The sequence below is a fragment of the Bradyrhizobium mercantei genome (genome assembly GCF_001982635.1).
Lineage (GTDB): Bacteria > Pseudomonadota > Alphaproteobacteria > Rhizobiales > Xanthobacteraceae > Bradyrhizobium > Bradyrhizobium mercantei.
Map to the genome: position 1 here is coordinate 67,980 of NZ_MKFI01000003.1, position 18,281 is coordinate 86,260.

Consider the following 18,281-nt stretch of genomic DNA (forward strand, 5'->3'; position numbering starts at 1 on the left):
ATCAGAACGGGGTTCCAGGGATCGGCGTTGGACTGAGGGTCGGTGATGGTGACGCGATACGTGAGGCGGTGGGCGTTCGGGACGGCGGCCTTGCTCGGCCTGTCCCTTGCGCCCGCGGCGCAAGCCCAGGACTTCTTCTCGCAACTGTTCGGCGGCTTCATGCACGGCCGTCCGCCGGTGATCCGCATACCGTTCGACGACGGCCCGCCGATGGCGCCGCGGGTCGAGCGCCGTGCGCGCTATGACGTCGGCCAGGCCTATTGCGTGCGCAGCTGCGACGGGCGCTATTTCCCGCTGGCTGCGACCGGCAACCAGAGCAAGGCAGAGATCTGCAACAGTTTCTGCCCGGCGAGCGCGACCGAGGTGGTCTATGGCGGCAACATCGACAACGCCGCGACGGAAGACGGCCAACCCTATTCCGAACTGCCGAACGCATTCCGCTATCGTGACGAGATCGTTGCGGGCTGCACCTGCAACGGCAAGGACCCGGTCGGGCTCGCCGCGGTGAAGATCGAGGACGATCCGACCTTGCGCAAGGGCGACATCGTCGCCGGCAAGGACGGGTTGATGTCGGTCGGCCGCCCGGACCGGCGCGGTGCGTCTCTCAATTTCACGCCGGCGCCGGATCGCATCCGCGCCAAATATCAGCGGCCGCCGGTGCTGGCGCGCGAGTAGCGTCGCTTACGCAAGGCAAGCCACTTTCGGTTCCGGAGTCCGGAACCGGCTTCCCTCCTGCACGTTAGGTCCGTGCGAACAGCACATTCACCGATGCCATCAGGGGGCCCCGCATGCTCGTCGGCGTACTCGTCACTTTCCTTGTTATTATTCTGGTTCTCTATCTCATCAACATGCTGCCGCTCGACGGCCGTGCCAAGCAGATCGCGCGTGTCGTCGTCATCATCATCGGCATCGTCTCGCTGCTGAAGTATCTGGCGGTGTTTTAGGTCCGTCATTGCGAGCGAAGCGAAGCAATCCATCTCACCGCGCGAGTAGAGAGGTGGATTGCTTCGTCGCTTCGCTCCTCGCAATGACGTGGATGCAGCAGTGCATCTCCAACAAAAAAGCCCCGGCTCATCGCCGGGGCTTTTGCTTGTCGCAGTGGTAGCGGATCAGCCGGCGGCCTTGGCCTCGCGGCGGCGCGCGGTGAGGATGTATTCGGTGTAGCCGTTCGGCTGCGTACGTCCCTCGAACACGAGGTCGCAGGCCGCCTTGAAGGCTGTGCCATCGAACGACGGTGCCATCGGCTTGTAGAGGGCATCGCCGGCATTCTGCTTGTCGACGACGACGGCCATCCGCTTCAGCGACTCCATCACCTGATCCCTGGTGATGACGCCCTGGTGCAGCCAGTTCGCCAGATGCTGGCTCGAGATGCGCAGCGTGGCGCGGTCTTCCATCAGGCCGACATCGTGGATGTCGGGCACCTTGGAGCAGCCGACGCCCTGGTCGATCCAGCGCACCACGTAACCCAAAATGCCCTGGCAGTTGTTGTCGATCTCCTGCTTGACGTCGTCGGGCGCCCAGTTCGACTGCGACACCGGAATGGTGAGGATGTCGGAAAGCTTGGCGCGCGGCCCGCCCTTGGCGAGCTCCTGCTGCCGGGCTGTTACGTTGACCTGGTGGTAGTGCAGCGCGTGCAGCGTGGCCGCGGTCGGCGACGGCACCCAGGCAGTGGTGGCGCCGGCCTGCGGATGGCCGATCTTCTGAGCCAGCATGTCCGCCATCTTGTCGGGCGCGGCCCACATGCCCTTGCCGATCTGGGCATGGCCGGGCAGGCCGTCGATCAGGCCGTTGTCGACGTTCCAGTCCTCATAGGCCTTGATCCACGGCTGGGCCTTCATGTCGTTCTTGCGGATCATCGGACCCGCTTCCATCGAGGTGTGGATCTCGTCGCCGGTGCGGTCGAGGAAGCCGGTGTTGATGAACATGATGCGCTTGGAGGCACGCTGGATGCAGGCCTTGAGGTTGACCGTGGTGCGGCGCTCCTCGTCCATGATGCCGACCTTCAGCGTGTTCTCCGGCAGGCCGAGCATCTTCTCGACCTCGGCGAACAGGTCGCAGGTCAGCGTCACCTCGTCGGGGCCGTGCATCTTCGGCTTGACGATATAGGCCGAGCCGGTGCGGCTGTTCCTGACCTTGGAATTGCCCTTGAGGTCGTGGATCGCGAGCAGGCCGGCGACCGCGGCGTCCAGCAGGCCTTCCGGAATCTCCTCGCCCTTGGCGTCGAGCACGGCGTCGGTGAACATGTGGTGGCCGACATTGCGCATCAGCAGCAGGCTGCGGCCGTGCAGCTTCAGCTCGCTGCCGTCGGGCTTCTTGTAGACGCGGTCGGCATTGAGCGAGCGGGTCAGCGTCTTGCCGCCCTTGTCGAAATCGGCCGACAGCGTGCCGTTCATCAGGCCGAGCGTGTTGCGATAGACCAGCACCTTGTCCTCGGCGTCGACGGCGGCGACCGAGTCTTCCATGTCGAGAATGGTGGAGACCGCCGATTCCAGGATCATGTCGGCGACGCCGGCCGGATCATCCTTGCCGATGACGTTGCTGCGGTCGATCTTGACCTCGACATGCATGCCGTTGTTGACGAGCAGGATCGCGGTGGGCTGGGCGGCATCGCCGAGATAGCCGGCGAACTGGGCGCCGTTCTTCAGCGCGGTCGAGTTGCCGCTCTTCAGCTTGACCGAGAGCTGGCCCGCGATCACGGCATACGACGTCACGTCGGTGTGGCTGCCGGTCGCGAGCGGCACCGCGGCATCGAGGAACGCCTTGGCCTTCGCGATCACCTTGTCGCCACGGGCCTTGTTGTATCCCTTGCCGCTCTCGCTCGGATCATGCGGGATCGCGTCGGTGCCGTAGAAGGCGTCGTACAGCGAACCCCAGCGCGCATTGGCGGCGTTCAGCGCGTAGCGGGCGTTGGTCAGCGGCACCACGAGCTGCGGGCCGCAGATCTTGCCGATCTCTTCGTCGACATTGGCGGTCTCCACCTTGTGGGTCGCCGGTTCGGGCAAGAGATAGCCGATGTCCTTGAGGAACGCGGTGTAGGCGTTGATGTCGAACGCCTTGCCCTTGTTGGCGCGATGCCAGTCGTCGATCTTGGCCTGCAGCGCGTCGCGGACCGCGAGCAGTTCGCGGTTCTTCGGGCCGAGCTTCTGGATGATGGCGGCCAGTCCTGCCCAGAACGCGTCCGGCGCGATCCCGGTTTTCGGTGTCGCCTCCTTGGCGATGAAATCGAACAGGACAGGGGCGATCTTCAATCCATGGGCATCGACACGAGTCATGATGGGCTTTCTCAAAGAAATGGGGCGTTTAGGAGCTGTTTCGAACGAAATCAGCAAAAAACGCGCCAAAGGGCCGCGTTCACGGACCTTTTAGCCCTAAAGCCACGGCTCTGAGAAGGCCCCCTGTCACCCCACCTTCAGGTGTCATGCCCCGCTTCAAGCGGGGCATCCAGTACGCCGCGGCCTTTCGGCTCAAGCACTGATGTCTCTGGAATACTGGGTCGTCCGGCCGAGCCGGACGACGACAGATCAGGGAGCCTCAGATATTCGCCGCGAGATCGGTCAGTTCGTCGAACAGGACGCCGGTCTCGGTCAGCATCCGCTCGATCGCGTCGGTGGCGTCGGCGACCGAGCGGTTCGAGGTGTCGATGGTCAATTCGTTGCCGCTCGGCGGCTGATAATCGTTGCCGATGCCGGTGAAGCCCTGCAACGCGCCCGCGCGGGCCTTGGCGTAATGGCCCTTGGGATCGCGGGTCTCGCAGACCTCGGCCGGGGTCGCGACATAGATTTCGCGGAACGCGCTGTCGGCGATGCGGCGTGCCGTCGCACGGTCGGACGCCGACGGCGACACCGCGGCGACGATGGCGATATGGCCGTTGCGCGCCAGATGGGTCGCGACCTCGGCGAGACGGCGGATGTTCTCGGCACGATCCTGCGGCGAGAAGCCGAGATCGCTGTTGAGGCCCGCGCGCAGCGTGTCGCCATCGAGCAGGATCGGCGAGCCGCCATTGCCGAACAGGCGCCGTTCCAGCGCCCGCGCCAGCGTCGACTTGCCCGAGCCGGGCAGGCCGGTCAGCCAGATCACCGCGCCATTGTGATGGTAGCGCGCGGAGCGCTCGTCGGCACGCAGCGCCGATTCCACCGGCACGATATCGACCGGCACCGCGGGCCGTCCGGCGTCGACCGACAGCACCAGGCCGCCGCCGGCGATGCGGCCGTTGACCTCGATCACGAGGCGGCCGGTGCGCGGATTGTCGGTGTAGGGATCGGTCGCGACCGGCTGCGCCAGCGAGATGTCGATCTCGCCGACATGGTTGCGCGCGATCGCCGTGTTCTCTTCGTTCGACAGCGCGCCGGGATCGATCGCCTTTTCGATCGCGACCACGGTGGCGCGGCTTTCCTTGGTGCCGAGCCGGATCAGGATCTGTTCGCCCTTGGTCAGCGGCTTGTCGTGCAGCCAGAAGATCCGCGCACGGATGCGGCGGGTGTCGCGCGGGCTCTGCCCGGCATGTCCGATGATGTCGCCGCGCTCGAGGAACAGCTCGCGGTCGAGCGTGATGCCGACCGAGCGCCCTGCGCCCTGCGGGCCATTTACCGGCGTTACCGGCCAGCTCTCGACCGTCTTGATCTTCGCGATCTTGCCGGTCGGCATGATGACGATCTCGTCGCCGGCCTTCAGGCTGCCGGACTCGACGCGCCCCGCCACGATGCGGCGGTCGTCGAACTTGTAGATCGCCTGCACCGGAAGCCGCAGCGGCAGTTCGGCAAGCGGCCGCGCCGGCTCGAGCGCGTCGAGCGCCTCGACCACGGTCGGTCCCTTGTACCATTCGATCCGCGGCGTGTGCTCGGCAACGCCGTCACCGTCGCGCGCGGAGATCGGGACCACCGCGGTCGGGGTCACGCCGAGACCGATCAGGTGTGCCGAAATCTCCTCGCTGATCTCATTGAATCGCGCAGCGCTAAAATCGACCCGGTCCATCTTGTTGACGACCACCGCGACCTGCTTCACGCCGAGCAGATGCAGGAGATAGCCATGCCGCCGCGTCTGCGAGCGGACGCCTTCGAGCGCGTCGATGATCAAGACCGCGCCGTCGGCCTGCGAGGCGCCGGTGATCATGTTGCGCAAGAACTCTGCGTGGCCGGGCGCGTCGATCAGCACGACGTCGCGCGAGCGGGTGCGGAAGCGGATCTGGGTGGTGTCGATGGTGATGCCCTGGTCGCGCTCGGTCTGCAGCGCGTCGAGCAGGAACGACCATTCGAACGGCATGCCGCGCCGCGCGCTGACCGCCTTCAGCATCTCGAGCTTGCCGTCCGGCAGGCTGCCGGTCTCATGCAGCAGGCGGCCCACCAGGGTGGACTTGCCGTGGTCGACATGGCCGACGATGACGATGCGCACCTGAGGGCGGGTCGTGCCGTTGGGCGTTGCCGAGATCGAGGCGGCGGGAAGGATCATGTTCATCGGAACGCTCGCGCGAAGTGGAAAGCCAACTGATTGCTTCGGGTGTTGATCAGAGATAGCCGGCGACACGCAGCCGCTCGAACGCATCCTCGGTCTCGTGGTCGAGCGCACGGCCGGCGCGCTCCGGGATCTTGGTGGCGTCGAGCTCGGCGAGGATCTCGTCGATGTTGGAAGCGGTGGAGGCGACCGGGTTGGTGATGTCCTGATCACCCAGCGAGCGGTAGCGCTTGCCGTCCTTGGCGAGGTAGAGCGGGATGATCGGAATGCCTTCGCGCTTGGTGTAGGCCCAGATGTCGGCCTCGGTCCAATGCAGGATCGGGTGGATGCGCAAATGCGCGCCTTGCGGCGGCGAGGCGTTGAAGTGATCCCAGAATTCCGGCGGCTGGTCGCGCACGTCCCATTCGCCTTCGAGACCGCGCGGCGAGAACACGCGCTCCTTGGCGCGGGTCGCCTCTTCGTCGCGGCGGATGCCGGCGATCAGCCCGTCGAAGCCGTATTTGTTGAGCGCCCATTTGAGCCCCTCGGTCTTGCGCGCAGCGGAACGCGCCGCCGGCGGCAGCGTGGGGTCAACGGCGTCGATCGGCGGGCAGGGCTCGACGCGCAGGTCGAGATCCCATTCCTTTCCGAAGCGGTCGCGGAACGCGTACATCTCCGGAAACTTCTTGCCGGTGTCGACATGCAGCGCCGGGAACGGCACGCGGCCGAAGAACGCCTTGCGCGCCAGCCAGATCATCACGTTGGAGTCTTTGCCGAGCGACCACAGCAGCGCGAGCTTCTTCAGCCGGGCGAATGCCTCGCGCAGAATGTAGATGCTCTGGGCCTCCAGCTCGTCGAGGTGATCCATCGACGGAGGGGCCTGATTGGGCGGAATCCCCGGCACGGAAGATGCATTGCTGAGCGCTGCGGACCGCGTCTTGGCGGCGACGGATTCGTTGTCGAGAAGATGCATCTCTTGGCCTTGGCCTGTGGAGTTGAAAATTCTAAAGTTGCGCTGCAATAGAGAAGAAATAATTTTCTCTTTGCTGGGCTTGATCGAGAGATAAATAGAAAATAATTTCAGTCAACCCCCAAATTGGGGAAGCGAGTGTCTGATGCGATATCTGCCGGTGTTTCTGGATCTGCAAAGCGGCAAGGTGCTGCTCATTGGAGCTGGCGAGCTCGTGCGCGCAAAATTGCGGCTGCTCGCCGCCGCCGGCGCGGCCGTGCGGTGGTACGCGACCGACGGCGATCATGAGCTTGCGGGCATCGCGGCCGCGGACGCCGCGCGCATCGAGCGCGCCGAAGGCGATCCGCTCGCCGCCGATCTCTCCGACGTCATCGCCATTCTCTGCGCCGGCGCAGGCGACATCGGTGTTGCGATGTCAGCGCGCGCCAAGGCGGTTGGCCTGCCGGTCAACGTGATGGATGACCTCGTGCATTCCACCTTCATCATGCCGGCGATCGTCGATCGCGGCGATGTCGTGGTCGCGGTCGGCACCGGCGGCACGTCGCCGGTGGTGGCGCGCCGCATCCGCGAGAAGATCGAAGCGGTACTGCCGGCGCGGATCGGCGATCTCGCCGGCTTCATCGGCCGCTTCCGCAAGGCGATGCATGCACGCATCGAGGAGTTTCCGCTGCGCCGGCGCTTCTGGGAACGCATCATCGACGGCCCGATCGGCGCGCTGGTGCTGGCCGGCCGCGCGGACGAGGCCGAGCAGGCGCTCAACGCGATCAAAGATCCCGCCGCGTTCGCCGGCGCTGATACGGACGGCAAGGCTGTCGGCCACGTTACGCTGGTCGGCGCCGGTCCCGGCGATCCGGACCTGCTCACGGTGAAAGCGCTGCGCGCGCTACAGGATGCCGACGTCGTGTTCTATGACGAGCTGGTGTCATCTGAGATTCTCGACCGCATCCGCCGCGATGCCGCGCGGATCCCGGTCGGCCGCCGGGTCGGCAAGCCCGGCATCGGCCAGGACGCCATCAACCGCCTGATGATCGAGGCCGCGCAGTCGGGCCAGCGCGCGGTGCGGCTCAAGGGCGGCGATCCCTTCATCTTCGGCCGCGGCGGCGAGGAAATCGAGGCGCTGCGCGAGGCCGGCGTCGCCTACTCCATCATTCCGGGCGTCTCCGCCGGTCTTGGTGCTGCCGCGCAGTTCGAAGTGCCGCTGACCTTCCGGCACGAGGCGCTGCGCATCACCTTCCTCACCGCGCACAAGGCGCGCGACGCCGAGGTGGTCGACTGGTCGGTGCTGACCGACAAGAAGATGACCGTCGTCGTCTATATGGGCATGACCGCGGCGCCCGCGATCCGCGAAGGCATGCTGGCCGCGGGCCGTTCGCCGGAGACGCCGGTCGGCGTGTTCGCGCGCGTGACGCGGCCGGACGCCAAGGCCGCGGTCGGCACGCTGGCGCGGCTGCCTGAGCTCGTCAAACAGGTCGATGGCGGTCCCGCCGTCCTCATCATCGGCGACGTGGTCGCGCATTCCGCGCCGTGGAGCCGATCCAACGTCACCCAACTGTTCTCCAACCAGATGTTCTCCGAACTGCTGAAAGCTGCCGAATGACCTCTCCGCTCGAACAGAAGAAAATCAGGATCACGGGCCCCTCGGTGGTCACCGCCAACCGCACCTGGGACGGCGCGGTCGTGTACCGCACCGCCAAGCAAGGCTGGTCCACCGAACTCGCCGACTCCACTATCGTGACCACGTCCGACGAGGCCCGCGCGCTGCTCGCCGAAGCCGCCGCCGACGACGTCGGCGCGGTCGGCCCCTATATCGCGCCGGTCGAGCTCAAGGACGGCGGCAAGGTCAAGCCCGGCAATCTCCGCGAACATATCCGCGCCAAGGGCGTCACCATCGATCTCCAGGTCCCGGCGTAAGGCGCGCACGCGTAAGGCTCATCGAACATGTATGCATATGACGAACTCGACCGCACGCTGATCAACGAGCGTGTTTCGGAATTCCGCGACCAGGTGAAGCGCCGCCTCTCCGGCGAACTCACCGAGGACGAATTCAAGATCCTGCGCCTGCAGAACGGCGTGTATCTGCAGCTGCACGCCTACATGTTCCGGGTCGCGATCCCCTACGGCACGCTGTCGTCGAAGCAGCTGCGCCGGCTCGCCCATGTCGCGCGCCGCTACGATCGCGGCTACGGCCACTTCACCACCCGGCAGAACATCCAGTTCAACTGGATCAAGCTCGCCGAGCTGCCGGACGCGTTGTCTGATCTCGCCGAAGTCGGCATCCACGCGATGCAGACCTCCGGCAACAACATGCGCAACGTCACCTCGGACCAGTGGGCCGGCGTCGCGCCGGGCGAGATCGAGGATCCGCGGATCTGGTCGGAGCTGATCCGCCAGCACACCACGCTGCATCCGGAATTCTCGTTCCTGCCGCGCAAGTTCAAGATCGCGATCACCGCCGCCGAGCACGATCGCGCCGCGATCAAGATCCACGACATCGGGCTTAGGCTGCACAAGAACGCCGACGGCGAGACCGGCTTCGAGGTGCTGGTCGGTGGCGGCCTCGGCCGCACGCCCTTCATTGCCAAGACCATCAAGCCGTTCGTGCCCGGGCGCGATATCCTCAGCTACATCGAGGCGATCCTGCGCGTCTACAACCAGTACGGTCGCCGCGACAATATCTACAAGGCGCGCATCAAGATCCTTGTGCATGAGCTCGGCATCGAGAAGTTCGCCAAGGAAGTCGAAGAGGAGTGGAAGGCAATGGGCGATGTCGGGCTGACGCTCGATCACACCGCCATCGAGGAGGTCCGCTCCCGCTTCTCCTATCCGGCTTACGAAAAGCTGCCGCACATGCCGGACGAGCTGAAGCAGGCCGCGCATGACAAGCTGTTCGAGCGCTGGCGCAAGAATTCGGTGTCGGCGCACAAGGTGCAGGGCTATTCGATCGTGACGCTGTCGCTGAAGCCGGTCGGTGGCCCGCCCGGTGACGCCACCGCCGAGCAGATGGATGCGGTCGCCGATCTCGCCGACAAATATTCGTTCGGCGAAATTCGTGTGGGCCATGAGCAGAACCTGGCGCTGCCGCATGTCGCCAAGCGCGACCTGCCGCTGCTGTTCAAGGCGCTCGATCGCCTCGGCCTTGCGACGCCGAACGTCAACCTCGTCACCGACATCATCGCCTGCCCGGGGCTCGATTACTGCTCGCTGGCCAACGCGCGCTCGATCCCGATCGCGCAGGAGCTGACGCGCCGCTTCGCTAACCACGATACCGCCGACCTGATCGGCCGGCTGCACATCAACATCTCCGGCTGCATCAATGCCTGCGGCCATCACCATGTCGGCCACATCGGCATTCTCGGCGTCGAGAAGAACGGTGAGGAATTCTACCAGATCACGATCGGCGGCCGCGCCGACGAGAACGCGCAGTTGGGCACCTTGATCGGCCCGGCCGTTCCCTATGCGGAAGTCGCCGACGTGATCGAAGACATTGTCGAAGCCTATCTCGCGCTGCGCGACCGTCCCGAGGAATTGTTCGTCGATACGGTGAAGCGTCTGGGCGTCGAGCCTATCAGGGAGCGGGTTTATGCCACTCGTTAAGCAGGGAAGATTAACCACCGATCTGTTCGTCCATGTCGCCGACGGCGCCGAGTTGCCGGGCGATGGCGCGGTGCTGGTCACGGCCGAGCGCTTTCTCGCCGATCCGGAAGCGCTGCTGCGCCGCGGCGGCAAGGTCGGCGTGATCTGGCCGAACAACCGCAATCTCGACGACCTGGTGCCGCATCTCGATCGCCTGGCCTCGGTCGCGCTGGTGTTCCCGACCTTCCGCGACGGCCGCGCCTACAGCCAGGCCCGCCTGCTGCGCGAGCGTTACGGCTATGACGGCGAGCTGCGCGCCACCGGGCAGATCCTGCGCGACCAGTTCGTGTTCATGACCCGCGCCGGCTTCGACGCCTTCGAGGTGAAGAAGGATGCCGACGCCGATGCGTTCGCCCAAACCATGAAGCGCTATTCGGTCTTCTACCAGCCGACCGGCGACGGCCGCGTCACAGCGCTGAACCGCCGCATGCAGCTGCGTCACTCGGAGAGCGCAGGGCAGTGAGCGCGCTTGCACCAGAGCTGACGGCACAGCCGAGCGGATTGCCGCCGGCCGACGCACTCGATCGCGCGCTGCGCACGGCCTCGCCCGCCGAGGTGATCGCGGCCGCGTTGCAGACGGTCGGCCGCGAGAGGCTGGCGCTGGTGTCGTCGTTCGGCACAGAATCCGCCGCGCTGCTCAAGGTGATGGCGGATGTCGACCCGGCGATCCCGGTGGTGTTCCTCGACACCGGCTGGCTGTTCGAGGAGACGCTGGCTTATCGTGACACCTTGATTGCGACGCTCGGTCTCATCGACGTGCGCTCGATCAAGCCCGATGAAGAGGCGCTGTCGCGCCAGGATCCGGACCGCGAGCTGTGGTTCACCGATCCCGACGCCTGCTGCCGCATCCGCAAGGTGGAACCGCTGGCGCGTGCGCTAAAACCGTTCGCGGGCTGGATCAATGGACGCAAGCGTTTCCAGGGCGGCGCCCGCGCCGACATCCCTGTCGTCGAGGACGATGGCGTCAGGCTGAAATTCAATCCGTTCGCCAACGTCTCCCGCGAAGAGATCGAGGCGATCTACGCACTCTCCAAGCTGCTGCCGCATCCACTTGTCGCATCGGGATATCAGTCGGTCGGGTGTATGCCTTGCTCGAGCCGGGCTGCTGCCGGCGAGGATGCACGCGACGGCCGCTGGCGCGGCCGGGCGAAGACGGAATGCGGCATCCATACGATGAAGATGTCGTAGGGCGCGAGGCGGCCAAATCGCGATGATGTTCGTTGCGATTTGGCGACGCGACAAAGCCTTCGCGGCGCGGCGGCTTCGTAGCACAAGCGCGCTGCGCCGCCGAAAACAAAGAAAACCGGTTTCGTTGACTTCAGGCCACTTCACCGTGAGTTATGTCTTGCGTGTTCCCTGACATTCTCAGGTTGAATGGAGACCGAAATGATCCGTCGTTTGCTGCCGCTGGTCGCGGGATTGTTGTGGGCGAGCTCGGCCTTCGCGGCCGACGTTTCGCTGCTCAACGTGTCCTACGACCCGACGCGCGAGCTCTATGTTGACTTCAACAAGGCGTTCGCCGCGGCCTATCAGAAGGAAACCGGCAAGAGCGTCGAGATCAAGCAGTCGCATGGCGGCTCCGGCTCGCAGGCACGCTCGGTGATCGACGGATTGCAGGCTGATATCGTCACGCTGGCGCTCGCCTATGACATCGATGCGATCGCGGGCAAGGGCCTGCTCGCGGCCGACTGGCAGAAGCGGTTGCCACTCAACGCCTCGCCCTACACCTCGACCATCGTGTTCCTGGTGCGCAAGGGCAATCCCAAGGGCATCAAGGATTGGGACGATCTGATCAAGCCCGGCGTTGCCGTGATCACGCCGAACCCGAAGACCTCGGGCGGCGCGCGCTGGAACTATCTCGCGGCCTGGGGCTATGCGCAGAAGAAGTTCGGCTCGGCCGACAAGGCGAAGAAGTTCGTCGCCGACCTCTACCAGAACGTCCCGGTGCTCGACACCGGCGCGCGCGGCTCGACGGTGACCTTCGTCGAGCGCGGCGTCGGCGACGTGCTGCTGGCGTGGGAGAACGAAGCCTTCCTGGCGCTGCGCGAATTCGGCGCGGACAAGTTCGAGATCGTGGCGCCGCCGCAGTCGATCCTGGCCGAGCCGCCAGTTGCCGTGGTCGATAAGGTTGCCGATCAGAAGGGCACCCGCGCGGTCGCCGAGGCCTATCTGAAGTATTGGTACACCAAGGAAGGGCAGGAGATCGCCGCGCGCAACTCCTACCGGCCGCGCGATCCCGAGATCGCCAAGGAGTACGAAAAATCCTTCGCCAAGGTTGAACTTTTCACCATCGACGACGTTTTCGGTGGTTGGACCAAGGCGCAGAAGGAGCACTTCGCCGAGGGCGGCATCTTCGATCAGATCTACAAGAACTGATTGAACGAGACCTGGTTCAACAGGGGGATATGTGAGCACAGCGGTTGCACGGCGCAGTACCTTGCCGGGGTTCGGTCTCACCATGGGACTGACCCTGACATGGCTCTCCGTTATCATCCTGATTCCGCTGGCCGCGCTGTTCCTCAAGACGTTCGAGCTCAGCCTCGATCAGTTCTGGGGCATCGTCACCAGCCGCCGCACGCTGAACGCGCTCAAGATCTCGTTCGGGCTTTCGTTTGCGGCCGCCTGCGTCAATCTGGTGATGGGCACCATCATCGTCTGGGCGCTGGTGCGCTACCGCTTTCCGGGCCGGCGGCTGTTCGATGCCATCGTCGATGTTCCCTTTGCCTTGCCGACCGCGGTCGCAGGCGTCGCGCTGACGCAGCTGTTCGCGCAGAAGGGCTGGCTCGGCGCGCCGCTCGCCGAGCTCGGCATCAAGGTCGCGTTCACGCCGATCGGCATCTTCATCGCGATGATCTTCATCGGCATTCCCTTCGTGGTGCGCACGGTGCAGCCGGTGCTGATCGATCTCGATCCCGAGATCGAGGAAGCCGCCGCGAGCTTGGGGGCCAATCGCTGGCACACCGTGTTCCGCGTCATCCTGCCGAGCCTGATCCCGGCGCTGCTCACCGGCTTTGCGCTGGCCTTCGCCCGCGCCATCGGCGAGTACGGCTCGGTGATCTTCATCGCCGGCAACCTGCCGAACGTCTCCGAGATCGCGCCGCTGCTGATCGTGATCCGGCTGTCCGAATTCCGTTACGCCGATGCCACCGCGATCGCGGTCGTGATGCTGGTGGCCTCGTTCCTGATCATCTTCCTGATCAACCGGCTGCAGCGCTGGGCGCAGGCCCGCATTCCCGTGCATTGAGGTCTTGAGATGTCGATGCAGACGGGATTGGTAACCTCGACGCCGCAGCTGCGGACCTACGCGCCCGCGACCGATGTCAGCGTTGCGGCTCCGGCGCCGCGGCTCGAGATCGCGCGCGCGGGGCCGGTGACGGCGAGGCGCGATCCGCGCACCGAGCCGGGGCCGATCCGCTTTATCATCATTGCGCTCGCGATCACCTTCCTCGGCGTGTTCGTCGTGCTGCCGCTGGTCGTGGTGTTCGCGTCGGCCTTCTCAAAGGGCGTCGGTGCCTATTTCGCCGCGCTGGCCGAGCCTGAGGCGCTGGCTGCGATCAAGCTGACGCTCCTGATTGCCGCGATCTCGGTCACGCTCAACCTCGTGTTCGGTGTGCTCGCGGCCTGGGCGATCTCGAAGTTCGAGTTCGCCGGCAAGACCTTCCTGATCACGCTGATCGACCTGCCGTTCTCGGTCTCGCCTGTGATCTCGGGCCTGGTCTTCGTGCTGCTGTTCGGCGCGCAGGGCTATTTCGGGCCGTGGCTGCAGGCGCACAACGTCCTCATCCTGTTCGCGGTGCCCGGCATCGCGCTGGCGACGATCTTCGTCACCTTCCCCTTCGTGGCGCGGGCGCTGATCCCGCTGATGCAGGAGCAGGGCACCCAGGAAGAGGAGGCCGCGATCTCGCTCGGCGCCTCCGGTCTGCAAACCTTCTTCCGCGTCACGCTGCCCAACATCAAATGGGGCCTGCTCTACGGCGTCCTGCTCTGCAACGCGCGCGCGATGGGTGAATTCGGCGCGGTGTCGGTGGTGTCAGGCCACATCCGCGGCGAGACCAACACGATGCCGCTCTTGGTCGAGATTCTCTACAACGAATATCAGTTCGTCGCGTCGTTCGCGATCGCATCGCTGCTCGCGATGCTGGCGCTGATCACGCTGGTGGCGAAGACCGTTCTCGAGCGGCGGCTCGACGAGGCAGAGGTGCCCGATGGCGATTGAAGTCAAGAATATCGTAAAGCGGTTCGGCAGCTTTGCCGCGCTCGACAATGTCGATCTCAAGGTCGCCGACGGCGAACTGCTGGCACTGCTCGGCCCGTCGGGCTCCGGCAAGACGACGTTGTTGCGGATCATCGCAGGGCTGGACTGGCCCGACTCGGGCGAGGTCGCAATCGACGGCGAGAATGCGCTGTCGCGCGGCGCCAGCGAGCGTCAGGTCGGATTCGTGTTCCAGCACTATGCGCTGTTCCGCCACATGACGGTGTTCGAGAACGTCGCGTTCGGCCTGCGCGTGCAGCCGCGCGCGATCCGCAAGGACGAGGCGACGATCCGCGCCCGGGTCAAGAACCTGCTCGATCTGGTGCAGCTCGATTGGCTCGCCAACCGCTATCCCAGCCAGCTCTCCGGCGGCCAGCGGCAGCGCATCGCGCTGGCGCGTGCGCTGGCGATCGAGCCGCGGATCCTGCTGCTCGACGAGCCGTTCGGCGCGCTCGATGCCAAGGTGCGCAAGGAGCTGCGGCAATGGCTGCGCTCGCTGCACAACGAGATCCACGTCACCTCGATCTTCGTCACCCACGACCAGGAGGAGGCGCTCGAAGTCGCCAACCGCGTCGTGGTGATGGACAAGGGCAGGATCGAGCAGATCGGCTCGCCCGGTGAGGTCTATGACAATCCGGCGACCGCCTTCGTGCACGGCTTCATCGGCGAATCCATCGTGCTGCCGGTCGATGTCGCCGGCGATGCGGTGCGGCTGGATGGCCGTCCGCTGAACATCCCGGCGCTGGGCGCGGCGTCAGGCGCGGCCAAGCTGTTCGTCCGCCGCCACGACATGGCGGTCGGGCCCGCCGGAACCGGTGCGCTGGAAGGCGCCATCCGGCATGTCCGCTCGTTCGGCCCGATCCAGCGTGCCGAGGTGGCCCTGTCGGGCAGCGAGGGCAAGACCGTGATCGAGATCGACGCTCCCCGCGACCGCGAGCTGCAAGCCGGCGAAATCGTCTCGCTGCAACCCCGCCGCTACCGGATCTTTGCCGAGCAGGGATAGCTGCCGCGGGTCCAAACCTCCCCTTGAAAAGGGGAAGGTCGCCTTGCTCGCCAGAGCAAGGCGGGTGGGGATCTGCCTCCACGACTGCCGCTGTCGCCCCTGGCCGACCCCCATCCCGACCTTCCCCCTCTCAGGGGGAAGGAGAACAGGGTCCCGGTCCCCGACATCGGTGGCACTTGATGGCCAAAAGTTAGCCCCTGTTCACCATTCAGCCACGGTTGGTATGCAACAACGGCGGGCCAACTTTGGGGGTCTTCACTAGTGAAACGGACGACGGTTGCCCTGTTCGGGCTGCTGGTGCTTGCCGGCTGCGGCACGGACACCAAAATCCCGGAAGAACCGGCCATGTATCTCAACATGGCGCAGCCCGGCGCCGTGCTGGATAGCCAGGCGGCTGCGATCATGTTTTCGCAATACCGCCAGAACAATGGCCTTGGCACCGTGGTGGTCGATCCGGACCTGACCAGGCTCGCCGAGCAGCAGTCGCAGGCGATGGCCGCCCGCAACAAGATGGACCATGACGTCAAGGCCCCGCTCGGCAAGCGGCTCGAGGCCGGCGGCTATCCGGCGACGGTGGCGGTCGAGAACATCTCGGCCGGCTATCACACGCTGGCGGAAGCGTTTTCGGGCTGGCGGGATTCACCGCCGCACAAGGCCAACATGCTCAAAAGCGGTGTCACAAAAATGGGCATCGCGGCCGTCTATGCTCCGAATACCAAATACAAGGTGTTCTGGACGCTCATTCTGGCGGCAACCTGATCTCGATAAATTCCACGTGATCCAAGCCCCAATCTCGTAGATTGACGCCGCCGCCAACAGCGGCCACCGTGTTGCTCGAGAGCACGATCGGGAAAGGCGGACGCCGCTTTTGGGAAAGACCGTGCTCGCGCAATGAGGCTGGATCGGGATGTGATCGCATCACGATCGGTGTTGGTTTCGAACCGAACGGTTACGAATGGATACTTCGGATTCCGCGCCGGCCTCGACGCCCGCGCAAGCGCAGCGTGTGCTGGTTCTGCAGGGCGGCGGCGCGCTCGGCTCCTATCAGGCCGGCGCCTTTCAGGCGCTGTGCCACGCAGGCTTCGAGCCGGAATGGATCGCCGGCATCTCGATCGGTGCCATCAATGCCGCGATCATCGCCGGCAACGAGCCGGACAAGCGCGTGCCGAAGTTGAAGGAATTCTGGGAGATGGTGTCGGCGCCGGTGCCGTGGAATCCGGTCTCCAAGCATGAGCGTGCCCGCTCGCTGTTCAACGAGACCTCTGCCGCGATCATCGCGACCTTCGGCGTGCCCGGCTTCTTCACCCCGCGGATTCCGCCGGCGCCGCTGTGGCCGCCCGGCAGCTCACAGTCGCTGAGCTATTACGACACCGCGCCCCTGAAGAAGACGCTGGAGCGACTCGTTGACTTTGATCGCATCAACGATCTGAAGACGCGGCTGTCGGTCGGCGCGGTCGGCGTCACCTCGGGCAACTTCTGCTATTTCGACAATTACGAGTTCAAGAAGCGCGGCAAGAAGATCGGCCCCGAACACATCATGGCCTCAGGCGCGCTGCCGCCGGGATTTCCCGCCGTTGTGATCGAGGGCGAGCATTATTGGGACGGCGGCATCGCCTCTAACACCCCGCTCGATTTCGTGCTCGACGAGGAGACCACCCGCGATCTCCTGATCTTCCAGGTCGACCTGTTCAGCGCGCGCGGGCCGTTGCCGGAGACACTGCTGGAAGCCGCCGAGCGCGAAAAGGACATCCGCTATTCCAGCCGGACACGGATGAACACCGACAAGAACCGGCAGATCCACAACGCCCGCATGGCGGTGCGCGACCTGATCGGCAAGCTGCCCGATTACCTGAAGAACGATCCGTCGGTCGAACTGCTGCGCAAGGCGTCCAGGGAGAACACCGTCACGGTGGTCCACCTGATCTACAAGAGCAAGAACTACGAGACCTCGTCGAAGGACTACGACTTCTCCCATGTTGCGATGGTCGAGCACTGGGGCGCGGGCGTCCGCGACGTGCATTTGTCGATGCGTCACAAAGAATGGCTAGAACGGCCTCAGTCCGGGGAAACCATGGTGACTTACGACCTCACGGGGGACGAACCCACGCCCCCGCAAGCAAAATAGGAGCGACCGATAATGGGTACGTTGACAGGCAAGACCGCCGTTGTGACCGGCTCGACCAGCGGCATCGGATTGGCGATCGCGCGCGCCTTCGCCGGCGCCGGCGCCAATATCGTTCTCAACGGCATGGGCGTTCCGGCCGATATCGAGAAGGAGCGTTCCGGCATCGAGACCGACTTCAAGGTCAAGGCGGTGCATTCGCCGGCCGACATGACCAAGCCGGCCGAGATCGCCGAGATGGTTGCGCTCGGTGAGAAGACCTTCGGTTCGGTCGATATCCTCGTCAACAATGCCGGCATCCAGTTCGTGTCGCCGATCGAGGAATTCCCGCCGGAGAAGTGGGAAGCGATCATCGCGATCAATCTGTCGTCGGCGTTCTACGGCATCCGCGCCGCGGTGCCCGGCATGAAGAAGCGCGGCTGGGGCCGCATCATCAACACCGCCTCGGCGCACTCGCTGGTCGCCTCGCCGTTCAAGTCGGCCTATGTCTCGGCCAAGCACGGCATCGCCGGCCTCACCAAGACCGTCGCGCTCGAGCTCGCGCAGCACAAGATCACCTGTAACTGCATCTCGCCGGGCTACGTCTGGACGCCGCTGGTCGAGCACCAGATTCCGGAGACCATGAAGGCGCGCAACATGACCAAGGAGCAGGTCATCAAGGACGTGCTGCTCGCGGCACAGCCGACCAAGGAGTTCGTGACCTCGGACCAGGTCGCAGCGCTGGCACTGTTCCTGTGCAGCGACGACGCCGCGCAGATCACCGGCTCCAACTACTCGATCGACGGCGGCTGGACCGCGGAATAATTCGCCTCCGCGAGTTGGCGGTTAAGAACAAGCCGGCCCTGATTGGATCAGGGCCGGCTTTTGCTTTCCA

17 protein-coding genes are annotated in these 18,281 nt (G+C 65.0%); 14 read left to right on the top strand and 3 right to left on the bottom strand.

The window, feature by feature from the left end; all coding sequences use genetic code 11:
* The first annotated feature begins 45 nt into the window (after window positions 1-45).
* Together BI327_RS13885 and BI327_RS41300 are read left to right on the top strand one after the other, a co-directional pair.
* A complete protein-coding gene (locus tag BI327_RS13885; RefSeq protein ID WP_076860867.1) occupies window positions 46-675 on the top strand; it encodes a DUF2865 domain-containing protein in 630 nt (209 codons plus the stop codon).
* A gap of 113 nt (window positions 676-788) precedes the next feature.
* A complete protein-coding gene (locus BI327_RS41300) occupies window positions 789-944 on the top strand; it encodes a Thivi_2564 family membrane protein (RefSeq protein WP_021076357.1) in 156 nt (51 codons plus the stop codon).
* Between the two features lie 165 nt (window positions 945-1,109).
* Here the strand turns inward: BI327_RS41300 and BI327_RS13890 are convergent, their stop codons facing one another.
* From BI327_RS13890 to cysD, 3 genes are all read right to left on the bottom strand, one after another.
* On the bottom strand, window positions 1,110-3,272 hold the full coding sequence (locus tag BI327_RS13890) for a malate synthase G (protein WP_076860868.1): 2,163 nt from the start codon (window positions 3,270-3,272) through the stop codon (window positions 1,110-1,112).
* A gap of 259 nt (window positions 3,273-3,531) precedes the next feature.
* Entirely contained in the window at window positions 3,532-5,451 is a 1,920-nt protein-coding gene (gene cysC / locus BI327_RS13895; RefSeq protein ID WP_076860869.1) for an adenylyl-sulfate kinase, read from the bottom strand.
* Window positions 5,452-5,500: 49 nt separating this feature from the next.
* The gene (gene cysD / locus BI327_RS13900) at window positions 5,501-6,295 is read right to left on the bottom strand and encodes a sulfate adenylyltransferase subunit CysD (protein ID WP_050425832.1); all 795 of its coding nucleotides are present in this window, start codon (window positions 6,293-6,295) and stop codon (window positions 5,501-5,503) included.
* A gap of 247 nt (window positions 6,296-6,542) precedes the next feature.
* Here cysD and cysG point away from each other — a divergent pair, with 247 nt between their 5' ends.
* From cysG to BI327_RS13960, 12 genes are all read left to right on the top strand, one after another.
* A complete protein-coding gene (gene cysG, locus BI327_RS13905; protein ID WP_076860870.1) occupies window positions 6,543-7,994 on the top strand; it encodes a siroheme synthase CysG in 1,452 nt (483 codons plus the stop codon).
* Window positions 7,991-8,308: a DUF2849 domain-containing protein gene (locus tag BI327_RS13910; protein ID WP_076860871.1), complete on the top strand. Its 318-nt coding sequence runs from the start codon at window positions 7,991-7,993 to the stop codon at window positions 8,306-8,308. Before cysG ends, BI327_RS13910 begins: the two co-directional genes overlap by 4 nt.
* Window positions 8,309-8,335: 27 nt before the next feature.
* Window positions 8,336-9,991 carry a nitrite/sulfite reductase gene (locus BI327_RS13915; protein ID WP_076860872.1) on the top strand — a complete coding sequence of 552 codons (1,656 nt, stop codon included), beginning with the start codon at window positions 8,336-8,338 and terminating at the stop codon, window positions 9,989-9,991.
* Window positions 9,978-10,493 carry a DUF934 domain-containing protein gene (locus BI327_RS13920; RefSeq protein ID WP_076860873.1) on the top strand — a complete coding sequence of 172 codons (516 nt, stop codon included), beginning with the start codon at window positions 9,978-9,980 and terminating at the stop codon, window positions 10,491-10,493. The genes BI327_RS13915 and BI327_RS13920 overlap by 14 nt, the downstream gene beginning before the upstream one ends.
* The gene (locus BI327_RS13925) at window positions 10,490-11,218 is read left to right on the top strand and encodes a phosphoadenylyl-sulfate reductase (RefSeq protein ID WP_076860874.1); all 729 of its coding nucleotides are present in this window, start codon (window positions 10,490-10,492) and stop codon (window positions 11,216-11,218) included. Before BI327_RS13920 ends, BI327_RS13925 begins: the two co-directional genes overlap by 4 nt.
* Before the next feature lie 198 nt (window positions 11,219-11,416).
* A complete protein-coding gene (locus BI327_RS13930; protein WP_076862117.1) occupies window positions 11,417-12,406 on the top strand; it encodes a sulfate ABC transporter substrate-binding protein in 990 nt (329 codons plus the stop codon).
* Between the two features lie 61 nt (window positions 12,407-12,467).
* Window positions 12,468-13,274, top strand: coding sequence for a sulfate ABC transporter permease subunit CysT (gene cysT / locus BI327_RS13935; protein ID WP_076860875.1), 807 nt, complete (start codon window positions 12,468-12,470; stop codon window positions 13,272-13,274).
* Window positions 13,275-13,283: 9 nt separating this feature from the next.
* Window positions 13,284-14,246 (top strand): sulfate ABC transporter permease subunit CysW, encoded by a 963-nt coding sequence (cysW, locus tag BI327_RS13940; RefSeq protein ID WP_394329855.1) that lies wholly within the window; start codon window positions 13,284-13,286, stop codon window positions 14,244-14,246.
* Entirely contained in the window at window positions 14,236-15,285 is a 1,050-nt protein-coding gene (locus tag BI327_RS13945; protein ID WP_076860876.1) for a sulfate/molybdate ABC transporter ATP-binding protein, read from the top strand. The genes cysW and BI327_RS13945 overlap by 11 nt, the downstream gene beginning before the upstream one ends.
* 261 nt (window positions 15,286-15,546) lie before the next feature.
* Window positions 15,547-16,044, top strand: a complete 498-nt coding sequence (locus tag BI327_RS13950; RefSeq protein WP_076860877.1) for a CAP domain-containing protein — start codon at window positions 15,547-15,549, stop codon at window positions 16,042-16,044.
* A gap of 196 nt (window positions 16,045-16,240) precedes the next feature.
* Entirely contained in the window at window positions 16,241-17,410 is a 1,170-nt protein-coding gene (locus BI327_RS13955; protein ID WP_076860878.1) for a DUF3734 domain-containing protein, read from the top strand.
* A 12-nt stretch (window positions 17,411-17,422) separates the two neighbouring features.
* Window positions 17,423-18,211 carry a 3-hydroxybutyrate dehydrogenase gene (locus tag BI327_RS13960; protein WP_076860879.1) on the top strand — a complete coding sequence of 263 codons (789 nt, stop codon included), beginning with the start codon at window positions 17,423-17,425 and terminating at the stop codon, window positions 18,209-18,211.
* The last annotated feature ends 70 nt before the right edge of the window (window positions 18,212-18,281 follow it).

Excerpts from the sequence above, each read along its gene's own strand:
- BI327_RS13945 (WP_076860876.1), top strand. The coding sequence starts at position 14,236 with ATGGCGATTGAAGTCAAGAATATCGTAAAGCGGTTCGGCAGCTTTGCC.
- cysC (WP_076860869.1), bottom strand. The coding sequence starts at position 5,451 with ATGAACATGATCCTTCCCGCCGCCTCGATCTCGGCAACGCCCAACGGC.
- cysD (WP_050425832.1), bottom strand. The coding sequence starts at position 6,295 with ATGGATCACCTCGACGAGCTGGAGGCCCAGAGCATCTACATTCTGCGC.
- BI327_RS13955 (WP_076860878.1), top strand. The coding sequence starts at position 16,241 with ATGGATACTTCGGATTCCGCGCCGGCCTCGACGCCCGCGCAAGCGCAG.
- BI327_RS13890 (WP_076860868.1), bottom strand. The coding sequence starts at position 3,272 with ATGACTCGTGTCGATGCCCATGGATTGAAGATCGCCCCTGTCCTGTTC.
- BI327_RS13885 (WP_076860867.1), top strand. The coding sequence starts at position 46 with ATGGTGACGCGATACGTGAGGCGGTGGGCGTTCGGGACGGCGGCCTTG.
- BI327_RS13930 (WP_076862117.1), top strand. The coding sequence starts at position 11,417 with ATGATCCGTCGTTTGCTGCCGCTGGTCGCGGGATTGTTGTGGGCGAGC.
- cysW (WP_394329855.1), top strand. The coding sequence starts at position 13,284 with ATGTCGATGCAGACGGGATTGGTAACCTCGACGCCGCAGCTGCGGACC.
- BI327_RS13915 (WP_076860872.1), top strand. The coding sequence starts at position 8,336 with ATGTATGCATATGACGAACTCGACCGCACGCTGATCAACGAGCGTGTT.
- cysG (WP_076860870.1), top strand. The coding sequence starts at position 6,543 with ATGCGATATCTGCCGGTGTTTCTGGATCTGCAAAGCGGCAAGGTGCTG.
- BI327_RS13920 (WP_076860873.1), top strand. The coding sequence starts at position 9,978 with ATGCCACTCGTTAAGCAGGGAAGATTAACCACCGATCTGTTCGTCCAT.
- BI327_RS41300 (WP_021076357.1), top strand. The coding sequence starts at position 789 with ATGCTCGTCGGCGTACTCGTCACTTTCCTTGTTATTATTCTGGTTCTC.
- BI327_RS13960 (WP_076860879.1), top strand. The coding sequence starts at position 17,423 with ATGGGTACGTTGACAGGCAAGACCGCCGTTGTGACCGGCTCGACCAGC.
- BI327_RS13910 (WP_076860871.1), top strand. The coding sequence starts at position 7,991 with ATGACCTCTCCGCTCGAACAGAAGAAAATCAGGATCACGGGCCCCTCG.